The 19,589-nt window shown below is 69.2% G+C and carries 20 protein-coding genes; 15 read left to right on the top strand and 5 right to left on the bottom strand.

All coding sequences use genetic code 11. The annotated features are described in order from the left end of the window. The first annotated feature begins 149 nt into the window (after positions 1-149). The 7 genes from lysW to argF all read left to right on the top strand — a co-directional run bounded on the left by lysW (position 150) and on the right by argF (position 6,354). Positions 150-314, top strand: a complete 165-nt coding sequence (gene lysW / locus GQS65_RS07510) for a lysine biosynthesis protein LysW (protein WP_158204031.1) — start codon at positions 150-152, stop codon at positions 312-314. Between the two features lie 109 nt (positions 315-423). Beyond that, positions 424-1,314, top strand: coding sequence for a lysine biosynthesis protein LysX (lysX, locus tag GQS65_RS07505; protein WP_368279941.1), 891 nt, complete (start codon positions 424-426; stop codon positions 1,312-1,314). Next, complete coding sequence (argC, locus tag GQS65_RS07500; protein ID WP_368279940.1) at positions 1,311-2,342, top strand: N-acetyl-gamma-glutamyl-phosphate reductase; 1,032 nt, start codon at positions 1,311-1,313, stop codon at positions 2,340-2,342. The genes lysX and argC overlap by 4 nt, the downstream gene beginning before the upstream one ends. A 1-nt stretch (position 2,343) precedes the next feature. Then, complete coding sequence (locus GQS65_RS07495) at positions 2,344-3,213, top strand: acetylglutamate/acetylaminoadipate kinase (protein WP_368279939.1); 870 nt, start codon at positions 2,344-2,346, stop codon at positions 3,211-3,213. Next, positions 3,210-4,337: an aminotransferase class III-fold pyridoxal phosphate-dependent enzyme gene (locus tag GQS65_RS07490; protein WP_368279938.1), complete on the top strand. Its 1,128-nt coding sequence runs from the start codon at positions 3,210-3,212 to the stop codon at positions 4,335-4,337. Before GQS65_RS07495 ends, GQS65_RS07490 begins: the two co-directional genes overlap by 4 nt. Beyond that, the gene (locus tag GQS65_RS07485) at positions 4,334-5,413 is read left to right on the top strand and encodes a [LysW]-lysine hydrolase (protein ID WP_158204030.1); all 1,080 of its coding nucleotides are present in this window, start codon (positions 4,334-4,336) and stop codon (positions 5,411-5,413) included. Before GQS65_RS07490 ends, GQS65_RS07485 begins: the two co-directional genes overlap by 4 nt. After that, a complete protein-coding gene (argF, locus tag GQS65_RS07480) occupies positions 5,410-6,354 on the top strand; it encodes an ornithine carbamoyltransferase (protein WP_158204029.1) in 945 nt (314 codons plus the stop codon). Before GQS65_RS07485 ends, argF begins: the two co-directional genes overlap by 4 nt. Positions 6,355-6,423: 69 nt before the next feature. On the opposite strand, the gene GQS65_RS07475 is transcribed toward argF, so the two are convergent. Next, a complete protein-coding gene (locus GQS65_RS07475; protein ID WP_158204028.1) occupies positions 6,424-6,900 on the bottom strand; it encodes a DUF6789 family protein in 477 nt (158 codons plus the stop codon). Between the two features lie 142 nt (positions 6,901-7,042). Between GQS65_RS07475 and GQS65_RS07470 the strand changes: the two genes are divergently transcribed. The 4 genes from GQS65_RS07470 to GQS65_RS07455 all read left to right on the top strand — a co-directional run bounded on the left by GQS65_RS07470 (position 7,043) and on the right by GQS65_RS07455 (position 9,419). Next, positions 7,043-7,282, top strand: coding sequence for a hypothetical protein (locus GQS65_RS07470; RefSeq protein WP_158204027.1), 240 nt, complete (start codon positions 7,043-7,045; stop codon positions 7,280-7,282). A 36-nt stretch (positions 7,283-7,318) separates the two neighbouring features. Continuing rightward, positions 7,319-7,696: a helix-turn-helix domain-containing protein gene (locus tag GQS65_RS07465; protein WP_158204026.1), complete on the top strand. Its 378-nt coding sequence runs from the start codon at positions 7,319-7,321 to the stop codon at positions 7,694-7,696. A gap of 80 nt (positions 7,697-7,776) precedes the next feature. Beyond that, a complete protein-coding gene (gene thrC / locus GQS65_RS07460) occupies positions 7,777-9,117 on the top strand; it encodes a threonine synthase (RefSeq protein WP_158204025.1) in 1,341 nt (446 codons plus the stop codon). 62 nt (positions 9,118-9,179) lie between these two features. Next, positions 9,180-9,419 (top strand): hypothetical protein, encoded by a 240-nt coding sequence (locus tag GQS65_RS07455; protein ID WP_158204024.1) that lies wholly within the window; start codon positions 9,180-9,182, stop codon positions 9,417-9,419. A gap of 193 nt (positions 9,420-9,612) precedes the next feature. Here GQS65_RS07455 and serA read toward each other — a convergent pair whose 3' ends face one another. Then, positions 9,613-11,199, bottom strand: coding sequence for a phosphoglycerate dehydrogenase (gene serA, locus GQS65_RS07450; RefSeq protein ID WP_158204023.1), 1,587 nt, complete (start codon positions 11,197-11,199; stop codon positions 9,613-9,615). 187 nt (positions 11,200-11,386) lie between these two features. Here serA and GQS65_RS07445 point away from each other — a divergent pair, with 187 nt between their 5' ends. From GQS65_RS07445 to GQS65_RS07430, 4 genes are all read left to right on the top strand, one after another. Further along, on the top strand, positions 11,387-11,740 hold the full coding sequence (locus tag GQS65_RS07445; protein WP_158204022.1) for a HalOD1 output domain-containing protein: 354 nt from the start codon (positions 11,387-11,389) through the stop codon (positions 11,738-11,740). Positions 11,741-11,833: 93 nt separating this feature from the next. Beyond that, the gene (gene serB, locus GQS65_RS07440; RefSeq protein ID WP_158204021.1) at positions 11,834-12,466 is read left to right on the top strand and encodes a phosphoserine phosphatase SerB; all 633 of its coding nucleotides are present in this window, start codon (positions 11,834-11,836) and stop codon (positions 12,464-12,466) included. Positions 12,467-12,574: 108 nt separating this feature from the next. Next, on the top strand, positions 12,575-13,516 hold the full coding sequence (locus tag GQS65_RS07435) for an oxidoreductase (protein WP_158204020.1): 942 nt from the start codon (positions 12,575-12,577) through the stop codon (positions 13,514-13,516). A gap of 98 nt (positions 13,517-13,614) precedes the next feature. After that, positions 13,615-13,872, top strand: coding sequence for a hypothetical protein (locus tag GQS65_RS07430; RefSeq protein ID WP_158204019.1), 258 nt, complete (start codon positions 13,615-13,617; stop codon positions 13,870-13,872). Positions 13,873-13,905: 33 nt separating this feature from the next. On the opposite strand, the gene metX is transcribed toward GQS65_RS07430, so the two are convergent. From metX to GQS65_RS07415, 3 genes are all read right to left on the bottom strand, one after another. After that, positions 13,906-15,156, bottom strand: a complete 1,251-nt coding sequence (metX, locus tag GQS65_RS07425; RefSeq protein ID WP_368279935.1) for a homoserine O-acetyltransferase MetX — start codon at positions 15,154-15,156, stop codon at positions 13,906-13,908. Continuing rightward, a complete protein-coding gene (locus tag GQS65_RS07420) occupies positions 15,153-16,466 on the bottom strand; it encodes an O-acetylhomoserine aminocarboxypropyltransferase/cysteine synthase family protein (protein WP_158204018.1) in 1,314 nt (437 codons plus the stop codon). Before GQS65_RS07420 ends, metX begins: the two co-directional genes overlap by 4 nt. A 122-nt stretch (positions 16,467-16,588) precedes the next feature. Further along, positions 16,589-19,177 carry a right-handed parallel beta-helix repeat-containing protein gene (locus GQS65_RS07415; protein WP_158204017.1) on the bottom strand — a complete coding sequence of 863 codons (2,589 nt, stop codon included), beginning with the start codon at positions 19,175-19,177 and terminating at the stop codon, positions 16,589-16,591. Positions 19,178-19,589: the final 412 nt, after the last annotated feature.

Genomic DNA, 19,589 nt, shown 5'->3' with positions numbered 1-19,589 from the left:
GGCCGGAACTGAACTACCACACCGATGACACACCGACGACGCATCCGCCGACGAAACCGCTTCCGACGCCGTTAGCGACGGTTCTATAGTTTATTTTCTCTGATAGGTTCGATGGAATTAAGTAGCTGAGCCGCCCAGACGGAGGTACGATGACGACCTGTCCAGAGTGCGGGGCCGACGTGGTCCTGCCCGACGACGTGGAGACCGGCGAGATACTCGACTGCGGGACCTGTGGTGCGGAGTTGGAGGTGCTGTCGACCGACCCCGTCGAGCTCGACGTTGCCCCCGAACTGGAGGAAGACTGGGGGGAGTGACGGTGACACAGGACACACTCCCCGGCACGCTTGCGACCCACGTGAGCGTCGCCGACCGAGCACGTGAGTCGACCCGAAGCGGCGAGACCACCGCAGGGGAGGAGGCGGCGTGAACGTCGGCATCCTCTACTCGCGCATCCGGCGCGACGAGAAGCTGCTGCTCTCGGAACTGCGCGAGCGCGGCCACGAGGTGACGAAAGTCGACGTGCGCGACCAGCAGTTCTCGCTGTCGGACGCGCCCGAGGGACTGACCGACTGCGACGTCGTCGTCGACCGCTGTCTGGCGACGAGTCGGAGCAAGTACGCGACGCGCTTCCTCGACCACTACGACGTGCCCGTCGTCAACAGCGCCGAGACGGCCGCACTCTGTGCGGACAAGGCCGAGACGAGCCTCGCGCTGGAGGCGGCGGGCGTCCCGACGCCCGACACCACGGTGGCGTTCACCACCGACGCCGCCCTCGACGCTATCGAGGGGTACGGCTACCCCTGCGTCCTCAAACCCGTCGTCGGGTCGTGGGGGCGGCTGATGGCGAAACTCGACTCCCGAAGCGCCGCCGAGGCCATCCTCGAACACAAGGCGACGCTCGGCCACTACGAACACAAGGTGTTCTACGTCCAGGAGTTCGTCGAGAAACCCGGCCGCGACATCCGCGTCGTCGCCGCCGACGGCGACCCCATCGCGGGGATGACCCGCTCGTCGGACCACTGGCTCACCAACGCCGCGAAGGGCGCGACGGCAGAACCGTTCGAGGTCGACGACGAGGTGGCGGACCTCGTCGCCCGCGCCAGCGAGGCCGTCGGTGGCGGTCTCCTGGGTGTCGACCTGATGGAGACGGGTGATGGATACACGATTCACGAAGTGAACCACACGGTCGAGTTCAAGGCGCTCGACGACGCCGTCGACGTGGACGTGCCTGCGAAGGTCGTCGACTGGTTGGAGTCGCGCGTCGCCGCGAGTGACGGTGAGGGCGACGACCAGACCGTGGAGGCCACGACGTGACGCTCACCGCGAGCGTCGTCGGGGCCAGCGGGTTCGCCGGCGGCGAACTGCTTCGCCTGCTCGCCGGCCACCCCGAGTTCGACCTCGAACAGGCCACGAGTCGGTCGGCGACGCGCAAGACGGTCGGTCACGCCCACCCCAACCTGCGCGGACTGGACCTGCGCTTTACCGACCCCGCCGACCTCGACTCGGTCGACGTGCTGTTCGCCGCGACGCCCCACGGCGTCTCGATGGAGCGCATCGACGACTTCCGGGACGCCGCCGACACCGTCGTCGACCTCTCTGCTGACTTCCGGTTGAACACCGAAGACCAGTACGACGAGTGGTACGACGGCCACGAGCGTCCCGAACTGCTCGCGGACGCGACGTACGCGCTCCCCGAACTCAACCGCGAGGAGTTGGCCGGCGCGGACCTCATCGCCTCGGGTGGCTGTAACGCCACTGCGACGATGCTCGGTCTGCTCCCGCTCGCGGACGCCGACCTCCTCGGTTCACAGCGCCCCGTCGTGGACGTGAAGGTCGGCTCCTCGGAGGGCGGCGCGGGCGGTGGGGCGGCCGCCTCGCACGCCGAACGCTCCGGTGTGGTGCGGCCGTACGCGCCGACGAGCCACCGCCACGAGGCCGAAATCGAGCAGTTCGTCGGCCGCGTCGCGTTCACCGTCCACGCCGTCGACATGGTGCGCGGCGCGAGCGCGACGTGTCACGTCTTCCCCGACGAACGCGTCACGACGGGTGACCTGTGGGGGGCGTTCCGCGAACGCTACGAGGACGAACCGTTCGTCCGCCTCGTCTCGGGCGGCGGTGGCGTCTATCGCTACCCCGAACCGAAGTCGGTCGCGGGCACGAACTACGCCGAGGTCGGCTTCGAACTCGACCCGAGAAACGGCCGTATCGTCGTGTTCTCGGCCATCGACAACGTGATGAAGGGGTCGGCGGGGCAGGCGGTCCACGCCGCCAACGTCGCACTCGGTATCGAGGAGACGGCCGGTCTCGAATTCCAGGGTCTGCACCCTGTGGGGGCACCGTAACGTGACGGTCGTCGTCAAAATCGGTGGTGCGCGTGCCGTGAACCCCGAGGGCGCGCTGGCCGACGTCGCGGACCTCGTCGAGAGCGGCGAGCGGGTGGTCGTCGTCCACGGCGGTTCGACCGCGGTGGACGACACCCTCGAATCGCTCGGCGAGGACCCGGAGTACGTCGAGACGCCGTCGGGCGTCGTCGGACGGTTCACCGACGAGCGCACGATGGCGGTGTTCTCGATGGTCCTCCCTGGTAAACTCAACACCGACCTCGTCGTCGGCCTCCAGAACGCCGGCGTGAACGCGGTCGGTCTCTCCGGGGTGGACGGTGGCCTGCTCGAAGGCCCCCGGAAGTCCGCCGTACGCGTCGTCGAAGAGGGCAAGCGCAAGATTCGCCGTGGCGACCACTCGGGGACCGTCGAACGGGTCGATTCGGACCTGCTCGACACGCTGCTCGCAGGTGGCTACACGCCCGTCGTGACCGTCCCGATGCTGGCGAAAGATGGAGACCAGTGGCTCGCGGCCAACGCCGACGCCGACCGTGCGGCGGCGGCCGTCGCGGGTGCGCTGGACGCCGACCTCGTCCTCCTGACGGACGTGCCCGGCGTCCTCACGGACCTCGACGACCCCGAGTCGGTCGTCGACGTGGTGGACTCGGCCACCGCGTACGAGACGCTCACCGCCGCCGCCGAGGGGTTCATGACCCGGAAGGTGATGGCCGCGACCGAAGCACTCGAAGATGGCGCGGCGAGCGTCACCATCGGCGATGCGAACGCCGACGCGCCCGTCAGCGGTGCGCTCGACGGCGCGGGGACGACGATTCTCCCTGATGCACTGGTGGACGAGGTGGACGAGTCCGGGACCGTGGAGGCCGGACGGTGAGCAGCTTCGTCTTCTCGGAGAAACCGCTCCGCATCGAGCGTGGCGAGGGCGTCCACCTCTACGACGACTCGGGGACGGCGTTCCTCGACTTCGGAGCCTCCTACGCCGTCACGCCGGCCGGACACTGTCACCCCGACGTGGTCGAGGCGATTCGGGAACAGGCCGGCGAGTTGCTCTACGTCCAGGGGTCGTACCCCGTCGACGTGCGCGACGGCCTCTACGAACGCCTCTCGTCGCTCGGCCCCGGCGACTGCGACCGGGTGTGGCTCTGTAACTCCGGCACCGAAGCGAACGAGGCGGCGCTGAAGTTCGCCCGGAGCGCGACCGGTCGCTCGAAGATAGTCGCCACCACCCGCGGCTTCCACGGCCGGACGATGGGTGCGCTGGCGACGACGTGGAAAGACGAGTACCGCGACCCGTTCGAACCGCTCGCCGGCGGTGTCGAGTTCGTCGAGTACGGCGACAGCGCGGCGATGGCCGAGGCCGTCGACGACGAGACGGCGGGCGTCATCCTCGAACCGATGCAGGGCGAGGGTGGCATCAACCCCGCGCCCGAGGGCTACCTCCAGTCGGTCCGCGAGGCGTGTGACGACCACGGCGCGGCGATGATCCTCGACGAGATACAGACCGGTCTCGGTCGGACGGGGGCGTTCTGGGCGGTCGAACACCACGACGTGACCCCCGACGTCGTCACGACGGCGAAGGGCGTCGCCAGCGGCCTTCCGATGGGTGCGACGCTCTGTCGGGACTGGGTCGCCGAGGATGCCGGCCCACACGGGTCGACGTTCTCGGGCGGTCCCGTCGTCGCCGCCGCCGCGAACGCTACCCTCGACGTGCTGGTCGAGGAGGATTTACCGAATCACGCCGCCGCGATGGGCGACCACCTGCTGACCGAGTTGCAGGCGGCCATCGGCGAGGACGTCCGCGAGGTGCGCGGCGAGGGGTTGATGGTCGGTATCGAGGTCAAGCGCGGTGCGAACCGCCTGCTCCCGAAACTGGCGATGAGCCACCAGTTGCTGGCGCTCCCGGCGGGTCGCTCGGTGTTACGACTCCTCCCACCGCTCGTCGTCGACGAGGAGCACTGCACGCGGGTCGTCGACGCGCTCTCGGAGGTGGTCGGATGACGACCGCGAACGCGACGACGGCGACGGTCTCGGCGCAGGAAGCACGCGACCTGCTGGAGTCGATGGTCGCAACGGCCTCGGTGTCGGGCGACGAGCGCGAAGCGGCGGAACTGCTCGTCGCGTTCTTCGAGGAGCACGGCCGCGAGGCGTGGCTCGACGAGGTCGGTAACGTCCGTGCCCCTGCGGACGATTCGGTGTTGCTCACGTCGCACGTCGACACCGTCCCTGGTGAGATTCCGGTTCGAGTGGAACAGGGCGAGGACGGTCCCGTACTGTGGGGTCGTGGGAGCGTCGACGCGACGGGGCCGCTGGTGGCGATGGCCGTCGCCGCCGTGAACACGGACGTCTCGTTCGTCGGCGTCGTCGGCGAGGAGACGGACTCGCGGGGGGCGCGCCACCTCGTCACCGACCGCGAAGCGCCCGACGCCGTCGTCAACGGCGAACCGTCCGGGTGGAACGGCATCACACTCGGCTATCGGGGCCTCGTGGCGGGACGGTACGTCGCCACCAGCGAGTCGGGCCACACCTCCCGGCCGGAGAACAACGCGATTCAGGACGCCCTCCAGTGGTGGTCGTGCGTCGAGCGCGCGTTCGCGCCAGCGGAGGGCGAGGAGTGGTCACCCGTCTTCGAGCGCGTGACGCCCAAGCCGACGACCGTCGAGGGGGGCACCACCGACGACGGTCTGGCCGTCGAGACGACGATGGCCGTCCAGTTTCGCGTCCCGCCCGCCCTGACGACCGAGGAGGTCCGCGAGCGCGTCGAGCGGGAACTGAACGGCGGGAGCGTCCACTGGCACGACGAGATTCCTCCCGTGATGACCAGTCCCCGGACGGAGGTGGCTCGCGCGTTCCGCGTCGCCATCCGCGAGGCGGGCGGCGACCCCCGTCTCCTGCGGAAGACCGGAACCGCCGACGTGAACCTCTACGCCGAGGCGTGGGACTGCCCGATGGCGACGTACGGCCCCGGCGACTCGGACCTCGACCACGCGCCGGACGAGCGTCTCTCGCTGGCGGAGTTCGACCGCTCGGTGACGGTGCTCGAATCGGTCGCCCGCACCCTCGGAGGTGCCGAATGAGCCTCACGACCGACGAGAGCGGTGACGAGGACGCGGCCGGCCCGCGTCACCTGCTCGACATCGACGACCTCTCGCCCGCGGAGGTGACGGAGATTCTCGACCGCGCGACGTCGCTCAAGACGACCCAGCGGGCGGGCAACACCCACCAGTTCCTCGCCGGTCAGACCCTCGGAATGGTGTTCGAGAAACCGTCGACGCGCACTCGCGTCTCCTTCGAGACGGGGATGACACAGCTCGGCGGGCACGCCGTCTTCCTCGGCCCCGACGACGTCGGCCTCGGCGGCCGCGAACCCGCCAAAGACATCTCGCGGACGCTCTCGCGGTACGTCGACGCCGTGATGGTCCGGACGTTCGACCACGCCAACGTCGTCGAAATCGCGGAGTACGCGACGGTCCCGGTCGTCAACGGCCTCACCGACGCCGCCCACCCCTGTCAGACGCTCGCCGACCTGCTGACCATCCGCGAACGGTTCGGCGACGAGGCACGGGTCGCGTGGGTCGGCGACGGCAACAACGTCGCGCAGTCGTTCGTCGTCGGTGCGGCGCTCGCGGGGTTGGACCTGACCGTGGCGACGCCCGCCGAGTACGGCATCGACGACGCCGTCGTGGAGCGGGCGACCGACCTCGGTGCGACGCCGACGGTGACCGACGACCCCGAAGCGGCCGTCGCGGACGCCGACGTCGTCTACACCGACGTCTGGGTGAGTATGGGTCAGGAGGACCAGCGTGCCGAGAAACTCGCCGTCTTCGAGGACGGCGGGTTCCAACTGAACGAGTCCCTGCTCGCCGGCACCGACGCGGCGGTGATGCACTGTCTCCCCGCCCACCGCGGCGAGGAGGTGACGGACACCGTCATCGAATCGGAGCGCTCGCTCGTCTGGGAGCAAGCCGAGAACCGCCTGCACGCACAGAAGGCGCTGTTGACGTGGCTACTCGACTGAGGAGTGCGGGCCGTAGTCCTCGACGCCGACCCCGTCTCCCTCCCGCCGGTCGAAACGGAGCTCGGTCCGTTACAGGTAGTCGGCGACGGCCACGACAGTTCCGAGCACCGCGCCGTAGGCGACGTGCCAGAGCAGGCTGGGCATTGCGAAGTTCGGGAACGGCGGGTTCGCCGGCGACCCGACCGCGTCCAGCCACACCGGCATCAGCAGGGCGGCGAGGACGACCCACGTGACGACACCCCACGCGACACCACCACCGATGAGGCCACCGACCGACCCGCGAAGGCCCCTCGCGTTCACGATGGCGACGAAGACGAGGCCCAGTACGGCGCCGTGAGAGACGTGGACGATCCACCCCAGCAGTCCGTTCTCGGGCGGCGCGAGCGTGTACAGGCTCGGGATGGCGACCTGGAGGGTCGGCGGGTTCATGAGGCTTATCAGGGCACCCATCACCACCGCGCCGACGATACCGCCGGCGACGCCGGTCACCCATCCGGTGTTCGTTGCTGTGCTGGTCGTCGTGTTGGTCGCTGTCGCTTGACTCATCGCACCAGTGGGGTGACTGCCCGACGGATTAGCGCCACCCCGTGTGCTTGGTTGTGACACACAGACGCACAGACGACTCGGATTTATCCGTGCGGCCGGGACGAACGAACACTGATAGTCGTGGCCGCCGACCGTCCTCTCGATGAGTACTCCGACGACGGTCGAGGCGGGAGAGCACACGACGGACGAACTCCTCGACCGCCTCGAAGCCGGCGAGCGCATCGTCGTCAGCACGACGTTCCTCGGCGACCCGCACGAAGTGACGCTGCGATTCGACGGCGAGACGTACTACTGTGACACGCCGACACGGCTTCACAAGCACACCGCCGCCGACGAGATGCGCCAGTGTATGGTCAACAACGGCTACGCGACCGATACGTAACGTGGCTTTATTCGCCAGTCGCTTCTATCGACCCCTATGGACCCGGACCCGAGTCCGAACCGATTCCGCGAGTTGATGGTGGACGAGGCTCCCCCGTTCGCCGAGGTGCTCGCCTGCGTCTTCGGCATCCAGCGCCACGAGTCCGAGACGTACCTCACGCTACTGGACAACCCCGGCACGACCGTCGCCGAACTCGCCGAGGTGGTCGAGCGCGACCGGTCGAACGTCAACCGGTCGCTGTCGACGCTCCGCGAGAAGGGGCTGGCCGAACGGCGACGACGCCTGCTCGACGGCGGCGGCCACGTCTACCAGTACACCGCGACGCCGCTCGACGAGGCGAAGGTACTGATGCACGAGACGCTCGACGAGTGGTCGGCGTACGTCCACGATCGCATCGACGAGTTCGGCGAGTAGGCTCCGACGCGTCACCGGACCGCCCGGCAGAAGCCGCATCGACCGGCCGCTTTTTGCCCGCGTCGCCCGCAGGAGACCCAATGGCGACACTGGAACTCTCGGAGACGACGCCCGAGGCGGCCGACGACGGCGTCTGGCTGGCCTGTATCGACTGTGGCGAGTCGTTCGCCCCCTTCGACGCGGTGCGCTACACCTGCGACGAGTGCGACGGCCTCCTCGAAGCGCGCTACGAGCACTACCCGACGTTCGCGGACTTCGGCACCGGCGGCGACCACCCCGCCCGCCCGGCTCTCGACGAGTCGACCAGCCTCGGTGTCTGGCGCTACGCGGCCGCCCTCCCGTTCGAGGAGGGCGTCTCGCTCCCGGAGGGCGACACCCCGCTGTACGAGGTGCCGCGACTGGAAGGCGACCTGGGCGTGCGCAACCTCCGCATCAAACACGAGGGGATGAACCCGACGGGCAGTTTCAAGGACCGGGGGATGACCGTCGGCGTTCGCGTCGCTCGGGAACTCGGTGTGGACCGCCTCGCGTGCGCCTCGACCGGGAACACGAGCGCCGCGCTCGCCGCCTACGGCGGTCGAGCGGGGCTGGAAACCCTCGTTCTCCTCCCTTCCGGGAAGGTCGCCGCCGGGAAGGTCGCACAGGCGGCGCTCCACGGTGCACGCATCCTCGAAGTCGACGCCAACTTCGACTCCTGTCTCGACATCGTCCAGAACCTCGCCGCGCGGGGGGAGGCGTACCTGCTCAACTCGCTCAACCCCTTCCGACTGGAGGGACAGAAGACCATCGGCTTCGAGATTCTCGAACGGTTCTACGCGGAGACGGGGCGGTTCCCCGACCGCATCGTCCTGCCGGTCGGCAACGCGGGCAACACCGCCGCGCTCTACAAGGCGTTCCGCGAACTCGTCGAGTCCGGTGCGCTCGCGCCGGGCGACGTCCCGAAGCTCACGGGCGTCCAGGCCGAGGGAGCCGCCCCCATGGTCGAGGCCGTCGAGAACGACGCCGACGAGGTGCGCCGCTGGGAGGCGGTCGAGACCATCGCCACGGCCATCCGCATCGGCAACCCGGTCAACGCGCCGAAGGCGCTGCCGGGCATCCGCGAGACCGGCGGAACCGCGGTGGCCGTCTCGGACGACGAGATAACCGACGCCCAGCGCGCACTCGCCGCCGAAGGTGTCGGCGTCGAACCCGCCAGCGCGGCTAGCGTCGCCGGTCTCCGTCGCCTCCGCGAGGACGGGGTCGTCGACGCGGGCGAGGACGTGGTCTGTCTGACGACGGGCCACCTGCTGAAAGACCCCGACGCGGCGGCGCTCGCCGGGCGGGACCCCGAACCGGTCGCCAACGACACCGACGCGGTGCTCGCACACCTCGACGGCCGTTCGGGGAGCCTCGCGGCACGACTCCGACGTCGCTTGCCGTAGCCGGGGTCGTCACTGACGTTGCAAGCCCTACCCCCTTCCGTGTGTCACGAGTTCTCGAAGGTATGAGCACCGACAGCGACGCCGCGCGGATGGAACTCGAACCGGACGCGCTCCACGAGGACGAGGACGGCCACTGGCTGGAGTGTCCCCGCTGTGGGTCGCCGGCGTACGTCGTCGAAATCCTGCAGGAGGGCCACTGCCGGGGCTACCAGGACGACGCCGAAGCCCGCGAGGACACCGACCGCGAGGTCGGCTGTGACGCCGAGTTGGGACTGGAACTCGTCTGGAACGACGAGGAGTGATCGAGCAGCCGACACCGTCCTCCCGTGAGCGGCCGTGTCGGACTCCCTTCCGGGGTGCGGTCACGACGCCGCGTGGAACCACTCACAGCGACTCTCACTGCATGGCCGACGCTGGCCTCGGCGTCCGGTTTGAACGTTCGGGTGCGCACGTGTCGGGAGGGGGGTCCGGTCCCGGCACGCGGGCGAACCCCTCTCAGCCCTCGTCGTTCAGGTGGAGGTACTGGACCTTGATGATGCGGTCGTCGGCTTCCAGTTCGTCGACGACGTCGGTGGGGACCTCGCTGTCGAGCGAGTAGACGGTCAACGCCTCCCCGCCGATGGTCCCGCGGCCGTTGAACATCCCGGCGATGTTGATGTCGTGGTCGCCGAGGACGGTTCCGATGAGGCCGATGACGCCCGGCTGGTCGTGGTTACGCGCGACGAGCATGTGGCCGTGGGGGATGGCGTCGACGCGGTAGCCGTCGATCTGGACGATACGCGGGTCGTCGCCGGCGAAGAGCGTCCCACAGACGCGTACGTCCTCCTCGCCGTCGGAGACGATGACGCTCACGCGCGACTGGAACACGTCGGACTGGGAGGTCTTCGACTCGGTGACGTCGATGCCACGCTCCTCGGCGATCTGCATCGCGTTGACCGTGTTGACTCGGCTCTGGAGCGGCCGGAAGACGCCGCGGAGTGCGCTGGCGGTGACGAGGTCGACCTCCTCTTCGGCGATGTCGCCGGCGTACTCGACCTCGATGTCGTCGATACGGCCGTCGAAGAGGCCGACGGCGATGCGGCCGGCGGTCTCGGCGAGGTCGATGTACGGGCGGATGCGGGGGAACGCACTCCGGTCGACCGAGGGGGCGTTGAGCGCGTTGACGACCGGTTCCTCCTCGATGGCCGCGACGACCTGGTCGGCGATGCTCGTGGCGACGTTCTCCTGTGCCGCTTCGGTCGACGCGCCGAGGTGGGGCGTGACGACGACGTCCTCGACGTCGAGCAGCGGGGAGTCGGGGTCGAGCGGTTCGTCGGCGAACACGTCGAGCGCCGCGCCCTTGAGGGTCCCGTCGGCGACGGCCGCGGCGAGTGCGGGTTCGTCGACGATGCCGCCGCGAGCGCAGTTGACGAGGTAGCCACCGGCGAGGCGGTCGAGTTCGGCCTCGCCGATGAGGTTCTCCGTCTCGGGGGTCAGCGGCGTGTGGACGGTACAGAAGTCCGCGCGGTCGAGGACCGTCTCCAGGTCGGCCAGTTCCGCGCCCAACTGGTCGGCGCGCGAGGCGCTGATGTAGGGGTCGTAGGCGACGAGGTCCATCCCCACGTTACCGAGTTTCTTGGCGACCTCCTGGCCGACGCGGCCGAGGCCGACGATGCCCAGCGTCTTGCCGTTGAGTTCCGTCCCGAGGAACTCGCCCTTGGCCCACTCGCCGTCGGTGAGGCGGATGTGCGCCTGCGGGATGGAGCGGGCGGCGGCGAACGCCATTGCGACGGTGTGCTCGGCGGCGGCGCGGACGTTCCCCTCGGGGGCGTTGGCGACGACGACGCCGCGGTCGGTGGCGGCGTCGATGTCGATGTTGTCGACGCCGATGCCGGCACGCCCGACGATGACCAGTTCCGGAGCGGCGTCCAGCAGGGCCGCGTCGACCTGGGTCCCCGACCGGACGACCAGCGCGTTCGCGTCGCGTACGAGTCCCTGTAGTCGCTCGCCCTCGGCGTCGTACGCCGTCACCACGTCGAACCCCGCCTCTCCGAGGCGGTCTACCCCCGCGTCGGCGATGGGGTCCGTCACCAGTACCTTCATGCCCCTCACTCACAGGCCCCGAGGATAACCGTTTGCGGCGGCGGCCATCCTTGCACACGCTTGGTTACCACGGACCACGCTCCGCGGTCGCCGGCCGCTCCGTTCTCCGTCGGTTGCGTCACCGGGCGGACGACACCTAATCTGTTAGCCCGTGGTAGTTTATATCAGTAGAAACTACGACGAATCAATGAGCGACGACCCGCCGGCAGTCGCCGAGCACGACCCCGTAGCGGCCGGCCCCTTCGCGCCCGGTGAGGGTGAACTGCTGACGACGCTCGTCACCCTCGTGGAAGCGGAGTGCGGGCGGGGCGATGCGTCGACCCCGCCGCTGGGTGAGACGGTCGACTGGGACGCCCTGGACGGTCTGCTGGACGACGAGACGCGAGCGATGAACATCGCGTCGGTGACGTTCTCGTATCGCGGGCTGCTCGTCAGGGTGACGGGGACCGGCCGAATCGAACTGTACGAGCAGGTCGACTCCCCCACGACGGACTCGACGCCGCCCGACCTCACGTGCGAGGACGTCTCGAACGGGAGGTGAGGACGACGCCCGGGCTCGGACGGTCCGGCGGCCGCGTTCGACAGGAACTGCGTGGACCGTCGGGCGTATGCCCCCTCCATCCGAACGCGGTGTATGCTCGTTGCGTTCGACTTCGACGGCACCCTGTCGGACTCGGAGATGACGGTCCTGCTCGGGCGACGCGTCGGAGCGGCCGAGGAGATGGCCCGCATCACCGAGCGGGCGATGAACGACGAACTCGACTACGCCGAGAGCCTCCGCCAGCGTGTCGCGTTACTGGAGGGTCTCTCGACGGAGAGCGCCGACGGGGCGTTCGGCGACGTCGTGTTGCGCCCGAACGCGGCCGACGTCGTCGCGGCGCTCCGCGAGGCCGGCCACCACGTCGCCATCCTCACTGGCGGGTTCGAGCGCGGTGTCGAGGCCGCCCTCGCCCGCGAGGGAGTCGACGTCGACACCGTCGTCGCCAACCGCGTCCTCGACGCGGACGACACGCTCACCGGCGGGGTCGAGGGCCCGCTCGTCGAGGGGACGAAAGACGACGCGCTTCGCGCCCTCGCCGCGGAGGTGGGCGTCCCGATGGACGAGACGGTCGCCGTCGGCGACGGCGCGAACGACCTGCCGATGCTGGAGGTGGCCGGTCTCGCCGTGGGCTACGACCCGAAACCGGCGGTCGAACCGGCGTGTGACACGGTCGTCACGTCGATGGCCGACCTCCACGACCTGCTGGCCGAGCGGGGACTGCTGTGAGTCGCCCCCCGTCGTTCCGCCGACAGCGGTCCGATACGCTATTCGTCGGGACGGTTCAACGGTGCCTGTGAACCGCCAGTCGTCTCTCCCCGCGTGGGGTGCCGTTCGATGAACTGGGACGCCGACCGAATCCCCGACCAGTCGGGGCGAACCGTCCTCGTCACCGGTGCGAACAGCGGCCTCGGCTTCGAGACCAGCCGTGCGCTCGCGGCCGCGAACGCCCACGTCGTCCTCGCGTGTCGCAGTCTGGACCGCGGCCGTGACGCCCTCGACCGCATCCGCGACGAGACGCCCGACGCCTCGCTCGAACTGCTCGACCTCGACCTGGCGGACCTCGCCTCCGTCCGGTCGTTCGCCGAGCGGTTCGGTCGCCGCCACGACGACCTCGACGTCCTCGTCAACAACGCCGGCATCATGGCGATTCCGCGCCGCGAGACCGCCGACGGCTTCGAGATGCAGTTCGGCGTCAACCACCTCGGCCACTTCGCGCTCACCGGTCTGCTCCTCGACCCGCTGCTCGCGGCCGAGGACGCCCGTGTCGTCACCGTCTCCAGTACCGCCCACACGGGCGGGAAGATGCGCTTCGGCGACCTCCACGGCGAGACCGACTACGGCCCGTGGAGCGCCTACTCACAGAGCAAGCTCGCCAACCTGCTGTTCGCCTACGAACTCCAGCGCCGGTTCGAGGCCACGGACGCCGACGCCAGCAGCGTCGCCGCCCACCCCGGCTACTCCGCGACCGAACTCCAGGCCCGTGGCCCGGAGATGCGTGGCTCTCGCCTCCGGAAGCTGGCGATGGGCCTCCTCAACCGTATCGTCGCACAGGACGCCGAGCAGGGGGCACTCCCACAGCTCTACGCCGCCACCGCGCCCGACGTGGTCGGCGGGGCGTACTACGGCCCGGACGGCTTCATGGAGATGCGCGGCGGGCCGACCCGCGTCGAGTCGACCGACCGTTCGCACGACCGGGACGCCGCCCGCCGCCTCTGGGAGTACTCCGAGAACGCGACCGACGTTAGCTTCGAGTTGGTCCCGACGGAGCAGGACTGAGACGGCCGTCGAGCGCCACCACGGCCACCCGCTGTCCGTCCCGACGGACGCCGCGCGTCTGACGCGTTTTTATCCTCCTCCGTGACGTTCTCCCGAGTATGAATCCCGTCGCGCTCCCCGGTCGCGTCGTCGGGCGTGCCCTCGCGTGGGCCAGCGCGAAGCCGCTCGTCGTCTCCGGTGCGGTGATGGCCATCGCGGCGACGACCGTCCTCTCGATGCGTGTCCGGGAACTGAGCGCTCCCGACGTGACCCTCCGGTCGGTCTCGCCGGCCGTCGTGAGCGCGGTGCTCGTCGCCCATCCCGCGTACGCCGTCGCGGTGCTGGTGGGCGTCGGCGTCGTCGTCTTCTGGCGGTAGTCGTCCAGTCCGCCGGCGAGCGGACCGCGCCGCTCACCCCTGCCCGAAGAGGCTGGCGTGGACCGGCGCGAACCGCGGTCGCTCGTCGGTGGCGTGCTCCGCGCCGTCGTCGCGGACGGACCCGCCTTTCACGCCGTCGCTCAGGAAGTCCCGGAGCGGCGCGTCGAGCGTCTCGGGGTGGGCGAGGAAGGCGTCGTGGCCGTACTCCGAGTCGACGACGTGGTGGGCGACGTCGGTGCCGTTGGCGCGGAACGCTTCGGCGAGGCGTTCGCCCTGCCCGACGGTGAAGTGCCAGTCGCCGGTGTAGGAGAGACAGAGCGCCTCGCCGTCGAACGCGGCGAGCGCGTCGGCCTCGTCGCGGTAGCCCGCCGCGAGGTCGAACTCGTCCATCGCGCGGGTGAGATAGAGGTAGGCGTTGGCGTCGAAGCGCTCGGTGAACCGGTCGGCGTTGTAGTCGAGGTACGACTCGACGTCGCGGTACGGGAAGAACGCCGCGCCGGGGTCACTGGAGAAGTCGGCGCCCTGCCCGGTGTCGCGGGTGGCGCTCCGGCGACCGAACCGGTCGTCCATCGAGTCCTTCGAGAGGTAGGTGACGTGCGCGAGTTGGCGAGCGAGCGCCAGTCCCTCGGTCGGTTCCCGGCCCGTCCCGTAGTAGTCACCCTCCTGCCAGTCGTCGTCCGTGGTGATGGCTCGGCGGGCGATACCGTCGAGCGCGAGCAGTTGCGCGTCGAGGCGTGCGCCGGTGGCGATGGCGACGACCCGTTCGACGCGGTCGGGGTAGCGTCGCGCCCAGTCGAGGACGTTCATCCCGCCGACCGACCCGCCGACGACGGCCGCCAGCGTGTCGATACCGAGGTGGTCGAGGAGTCGGGCCTGCGCCCGCGTCCAGTCGGCGACGGTGACGGGCGGGAAGTCGGTGCCGTAGGGGTCGCCCGTCTCGGGGTTCGTGCTGTTCGGTCCCGACGACCCGTAACACGACCCCGGAACGGTCGCACAGACGACGAACCACTCACGGGTGTCGATGGTCTTGCCGGGGCCGACGACGTCGTGCCACCACGCCGTCGCCTGGTCCGCGGCGGAGGTGTCGTCGCTCGTCTCGGCGTCGGTAGCCGCGGTGCCCGGCGTTCGGGCGACGTTGTGGCTCCCGGTGAGCGCGTGACAGACGAGGACGACGTTCGAGTCGTCGGACGCGCGCTCGCCGTACGTCTCGTAGGTGAGTTCGAGCTCCGGGATGGACTGGCCGCAGTCGAACTCGAAGGAGCCGAGGGCGACGTGCTCGCTCACAGCGCCCCCTCCAGGTCCGCGACGATGTCCTCCGGGTCCTCGATACCGACCGAGAGGCGTACGAGGTCCGGCGTGACGCCGGAGGCGCGCTGTTCGGACTCGGTCAACTGTGCGTGGGTCGTCGACGCGGGGTGGATGACGAGCGTCTTCGCGTCGCCGACGTTCGCGAGGAAGCGGCTCATCTCGACGCCCTCACAGAGGCGCTTGCTCGCCTCGTAGCCGCCGTCGAGACCGAACGCGACGACGCCACCGTAGCCACCGTCGAGGTAGCGCGAGGCGGTGCTGTGCGTCTCGTGGTCTTCGAGGCCGGGGTAGGTGACCCACGCCACGTCGGGGTGGGCGGCCAGCCACTCCGCGACGTGCTGGGCGTTCGCGCAGTGTCGTTCCATCCGGAGGGCGAGCGTCCGGAGGCCCTGCAGGGTGACCCACGCGTCGAACGGCGACTGCTGGTCGCCCAGCGAGCGGGTGGCGCGCTGGCGGGCCGTCTCGACGAACGCACGGTCGCCGTAGCGCTCGGCGAACGAGACGCCGTGGAACGCGGGGTTCTCGCCGCCCACCTCGGGAAACTTCTCGGGGTAGTCGGCCCACGGGAACGACCCGTCCTCGACGAGGACGCCCCCGAGCGTCGTCCCTGCACCGTGAATCCACTTCGTCGTCGACTCCCAGACGAGGTCCGCACCGTGCTCCAGTGGCCGACAGAGCGCGGGCGTGGCGAACGTGTTGTCGACGAACAGGGGGACGCCGTGGTCGTGGGCGACGTCGGCGACGGCGTCGACGTCCGCGGTGACGAGCGAGGGGTTGCCGATGGTCTCCAGGTGGACGTAGGCGGTGTCCTCGTCGATGGCCGCGGCGTACGCGGCGGGGTCGAGCGTGTCGACGAATCGGGCCTCGATGCCGCGCCGACGGGCGGTGTGGCTGAGGTAGGCGTGGGTACCGCCGTAGATGGAGGACGCGGAGACGACGTTGTCGCCCGCGCTGGCGAGGACGAGCGTGGCGGCGTCGAACGCGGCCATACCCGACGCGGTGCACAGCGCCCCCGTACCGTTCTCCAGGTCGGCGAGCCGGCGTTCGAGCGTGGCGACCGTCGGGTTCGAGATACGGCTGTAGACGTCCCCGTCGTCGGCCAGCGCGTACCGGTCGGCGGCGGTGTCGGCGTCGGGGAACTCGTAGGAGGTGGTCTGGTACAGGGGTGTCGCGGCCGCCTCGACCCCCGCCGTGTCACGCCCGCCCGCGTGGACACAGCGGGTCCCGAACCCCCAGCGGGCGGCGGCGTCCCCCGCACCGCCGCTCCCGGTCTCGTCGTGACTCATGTCTATGACGCATACGTCTACGAAAGTAAATAACCGCCAGTTACGGCAACGCTTGCTGTCATGCAGATGGTGCGTCGCCGTCCCGGCGGGTAGTCGAAAGACCGCGGGACTGCCTCAGCCGGTCAGTTCCCCAGCGAACTCGGGTCGACGTCCTCGCCGTTGAGGCGCACCTCGACGTCGCCCTCGTACTCGAAGCTGGTTATCTCCCCGGAGAAGCGGTAGGCGTCACCGCCGCCGTTGAGGAAGCCGCTCGCACTGCTGTCGGAGACCGAGTCCTCGGTCCCCCAGTTCGGGTCGAAGGCGATGTCGCCGCTGACCTCGATGTCGTACGGCGCGAGGTCCTGCGAGCGGAGCAACACGGTGTTGGCGAGTTCGCCACCGCTCGACGAACCCTGCGCTTCGTCGCCACCGTCGTCGGACCCATCGTTCGACGACCCGCTGTCGTCGCTCTCGTTCGCCGAGTCGTCGGCCGACCCGTCGTCGCTGGCGGACGAGGAGTCGCCGCTCGACCCGCCGTCGCTCCCGCCGCTGGCCCCGGTTCCGAGCGAGGCAGCGTCGACACGCTGGCCGTCGAGCAGGACCGTCGGCGAGCCCTCGGTGGTGAACGAGGTGATCTCACCGCTGAACTCGTACTTGTCGGTGCCGCCGGCGAGCACGCCGCTCACCGTCGAGCCGTCGATGCGGTCTTCGCTCCCGAACGACGGGTCGAACGCGACGTCACCGCTGACGGTGAACTCGTAGGGCGACACCGCGCTGTCGGAGAGCTTGAGCGAGTGCATCGTGCCGCCGGAGGAGCCGCCCGAGTCGCTCTCGTCGCCGCCGGCCGACCCACCGTCGCTCGATTCGTCGTCGGACCCGTCGTTCGACGACCCGTCGTCGTCGAACGAGGAGTCGCCGCTCGACCCGCCGTCGCTCCCGCCGTTGGCCCCGCCGCCGAGGGAGTCCGGGTCGACGCGCTGGCCGTCGAGCAGGACCGTCGGCGAGCCCTCGATGGTGAACGAGGTGATCTCGCCGCTGAACTCGTACTTGTCGGTGCCGCCCGCGAGGACGCCTCGACTGGACGACCCGCTGAGGGCGTCTTCGGTCCCGAAGGCGTCGTCGAACGAGAGGTCACCGCTGACGGTGAACTCGTACCGCGAGAGGCTATCGGAGCTCAGCTTGAGCGTCCGCGTCCCGCTCGGGGCGTCGCCACGGCCGTCGTCGCCACCGTCGCTCGATTCGTCGTCGGACCCGTCGTTCGACGACCCGCCGTCGTCGGACGAGGAGCCGTCGTCGCCCGAACTCCCGTCGTCGGTGTCCTCGTCGCCGGTGTCCTCGTCGTCGGACCCGCCGGAGGAACCGCCGGCGCTACCGCCCGCGCCGCTCCCACTGTCGGAGGGGAGCGGACAGCTTCCACTGTTGGAGATGCCCGAGGTGGCCACGCTCGACCCACGCGAGACGACCGCTCGGCCACCGACGTCGATGGTCGAGCGCCGGACCGTACAGCTACTGGCGTTCATCACGACGACACCGTTCCGGGACCCGCCCGTGTCGATACAGCACCCGGAGACGGTCGACCCGTTCCGCTGGTCGATGCCGATGGAGCCGTAGTCCTGACGCGGGTTCGTCCCGTCGTCGGTGAAGCTACAGTTCTCGACGGTGATGGAGCCGGGACCGGGTTCGGCGTAGATCGTGTTGAACCGGGTCGTGTTGCGGAACCGGGAGTCACGGATCGTCACGTCGCTGGCCGACCCGGCGATTCGGAGGAGGCCTCCGGAGTTGTCCGCCGACCGGAGGACGAACTCGCAGTTCTCGACGAGTCCGCCGCTGTAGTCCTGTGCTCCGGACTCCAGCCAGATACCACGGGCGTTGTCGTAGTCCCCGCTGTTCGAGGTGTTGTCCGTGTCGACGACGAACGTCGAGTTCTTGACGTACGACCCGCCCCCGGCGATACGGACCGACGCGATGTCGTTGTTGGCGAAGTAGCAGTTCTCGATGCGAACGTCGCCCGACCCACGGCTGGCGTAGATGCCGTTCTCGCCCGCGTTCTCGACGCGGGAGTTGCGGATGTTCAGCGTCCCCTTGTGGTCCGTCGGGACGAGCATCGCCTGTGTCCCGGAGGGGTAGTTACCGACCGCGCTCTCCCCGACCCGGACGTAGCCGTCGATGGTCGCCTCGCCGCCGCTGTCGTAGACGGCGATGTTCAGCCCACGCTGCTTGTTCCGTGGGTTGTACCCGTCGATCTCGACGTTCCGGATGGTCATGCCGTCGTTCGGCGCGAACGTACACCCGACGCCGGTGTTGCGGTCGTCGGACTGCTGGATGGTGAAGTCGCTGAACAGCCAGTCGCCACCGAACCGAACGACGAGGAACCGGTCGTCGTAGCCGTCCGGGAAGACGAACTGCACGTCCGAGCGGTCGCCGGTCTTCCCGACGATGCCGACGTTCCTGTCGCTGAAGTAGCCGTGTTGCTCCGTGACGAGGTAGTCACCCGCCGGGAACTCGATGAGCGTCCCGCTCCGCCACGCCCGGTCGAGTTTCGAGTCGATCGGTTCGTTCCCGTTCGGGTCCATCCCGAGGTCGTCGACCGCGTCGACGACCCGGTCGAACGAGACGCCGTCTCGCGTCTGTGCGGCCGTAGCCCCCGAGACTCCGACTGCACCGGCCGCCGCTGCCGCCCCGAGCTTCAGATACTGCCGTCGGTCGACCCGACCGAGCAGCCCGTCGTTCACGTCGTTCGATTCGTCCGCTTCATCGGTCGCAGTAGTGTCGCCACTCGCTGGACCGTTACGTCCACTGGTTCGCTCCGACATGTCTCGGGACGACACGGGCCGCGACTAATTTAAATAGATTGTGGTGTCTGTCGCAATATCTGCGAAGACTGTATTGTTGCGAGAACGGTATCCCCCGTCAATTACCTGTTTCAGAAAAAATACGCCGGTGAATTCAATCGTTCGGTAGTGTTCGTTCACAAGTTCAAGCATTTCGTTGCAACCAACGAATGACTGTACGCCGCGGATGTGCTCGGTGAGCGCCGTCGAGCCACCGTTTTGCGCCCGGACTATCTCGCTCGCGTGAGCGTATCCATTCATATCTGAATGGTATCTGCGATCCACCGTCGCCTGCTCGGCTCCCGAATGTCGA

It is taken from the genome of Halomarina oriensis, from assembly GCF_009791395.1.
Taxonomy (GTDB): domain Archaea; phylum Halobacteriota; class Halobacteria; order Halobacteriales; family Haloarculaceae; genus Halomarina; species Halomarina oriensis.
This window is presented reverse-complemented; position numbering and strand designations above follow the sequence as displayed.

Excerpts from the sequence above, each read along its gene's own strand:
- lysW (WP_158204031.1), top strand. The coding sequence starts at position 150 with ATGACGACCTGTCCAGAGTGCGGGGCCGACGTGGTCCTGCCCGACGAC.
- GQS65_RS07485 (WP_158204030.1), top strand. The coding sequence starts at position 4,334 with ATGACGACCGCGAACGCGACGACGGCGACGGTCTCGGCGCAGGAAGCA.
- argF (WP_158204029.1), top strand. The coding sequence starts at position 5,410 with ATGAGCCTCACGACCGACGAGAGCGGTGACGAGGACGCGGCCGGCCCG.
- GQS65_RS07475 (WP_158204028.1), bottom strand. The coding sequence starts at position 6,900 with ATGAGTCAAGCGACAGCGACCAACACGACGACCAGCACAGCAACGAAC.
- GQS65_RS07470 (WP_158204027.1), top strand. The coding sequence starts at position 7,043 with ATGAGTACTCCGACGACGGTCGAGGCGGGAGAGCACACGACGGACGAA.
- GQS65_RS07465 (WP_158204026.1), top strand. The coding sequence starts at position 7,319 with ATGGACCCGGACCCGAGTCCGAACCGATTCCGCGAGTTGATGGTGGAC.
- thrC (WP_158204025.1), top strand. The coding sequence starts at position 7,777 with ATGGCGACACTGGAACTCTCGGAGACGACGCCCGAGGCGGCCGACGAC.
- GQS65_RS07455 (WP_158204024.1), top strand. The coding sequence starts at position 9,180 with ATGAGCACCGACAGCGACGCCGCGCGGATGGAACTCGAACCGGACGCG.
- serA (WP_158204023.1), bottom strand. The coding sequence starts at position 11,199 with ATGAAGGTACTGGTGACGGACCCCATCGCCGACGCGGGGGTAGACCGC.
- GQS65_RS07445 (WP_158204022.1), top strand. The coding sequence starts at position 11,387 with ATGAGCGACGACCCGCCGGCAGTCGCCGAGCACGACCCCGTAGCGGCC.
- serB (WP_158204021.1), top strand. The coding sequence starts at position 11,834 with ATGCTCGTTGCGTTCGACTTCGACGGCACCCTGTCGGACTCGGAGATG.
- GQS65_RS07435 (WP_158204020.1), top strand. The coding sequence starts at position 12,575 with ATGAACTGGGACGCCGACCGAATCCCCGACCAGTCGGGGCGAACCGTC.
- GQS65_RS07430 (WP_158204019.1), top strand. The coding sequence starts at position 13,615 with ATGAATCCCGTCGCGCTCCCCGGTCGCGTCGTCGGGCGTGCCCTCGCG.
- GQS65_RS07420 (WP_158204018.1), bottom strand. The coding sequence starts at position 16,466 with ATGAGTCACGACGAGACCGGGAGCGGCGGTGCGGGGGACGCCGCCGCC.